Source organism: Mesorhizobium sp. M7A.F.Ca.ET.027.03.2.1 (assembly GCF_003999175.1).
Lineage (GTDB): Bacteria > Pseudomonadota > Alphaproteobacteria > Rhizobiales > Rhizobiaceae > Mesorhizobium.
Genome location: NZ_RZOM01001704.1, coordinates 1 through 699 on the forward strand (window position 1 = coordinate 1; position 699 = coordinate 699).

Annotated in this window: 2 pseudogenes; one reads left to right on the forward strand and one right to left on the reverse strand. The window is 60.1% G+C overall.

The features are described from left to right. Nucleotides 1–342 (forward strand): annotated as a pseudogene (locus tag EN750_RS37495) (hypothetical protein); the annotation flags it as partial. A gap of 32 nt (nt 343–374) precedes the next feature. Here the strand turns inward: EN750_RS37495 and EN750_RS39185 are convergent. Further along, nucleotides 375–699: pseudogene (locus EN750_RS39185) on the reverse strand (hypothetical protein); the annotation flags it as partial.

Below are 699 nucleotides of genomic sequence, written 5' to 3' on the forward strand. Positions count from 1 at the left end.
GCCTTCAAGGCCGGCAAGCCGATGCCGAACGAGATCTGCGGGCTGGTCGGCGGCAAGAAATTCGACATCTGCGTGGCCACCAACAATTTCGACCAATGCCTTGGCGGCGCCGTCAATCGCGGCAACCGGCCGGCCTGTTCGGCCGATCATTTCTGCCGCGAGGACTATATGTGCCAGTCGCTGCCGCCTGACACGCCGGGCATCGGCAAGGTGAAAGGCATCGGCTTCTGCTCGCCGACTTACTTTATCTTCCAGATGCGCATCGACAACCACGCAACGCCATGGGGCAGCCCCGTGCGAGCCACCATGGGAGCGGGGTTTAGTGCGGCGGAAGAGGAGTGAGCTACAGCTTTGGCAGCAATTCCGGGCGGCACCTACCGATCCAGATAGGTGGCGATTTTCGACGTCCACTCGCTATCGAAATGATGGACCCGCTCCGCAACAATTTCACTGCTCAGCAGGCTCGACAGGGCAGAAATCGAAACCGGTTCTATTGTGGGAGCCGAGTTGTATCCAAGCGCAGCCAGACGTTCCGACCATGGTGGATGGTCCGCGTTTTCGTCATCTGGGGCATCCCAGGCCCTTTGGGCATATTCTTGCAGGATGGGGCGGTTCGATAGCTCATTGGAAGCCATCAGAACCCGATCAAGCGGCGGACGAGGCGGGACCCTCGTGCCAAGCAGGTCACCCTTGAGAGGA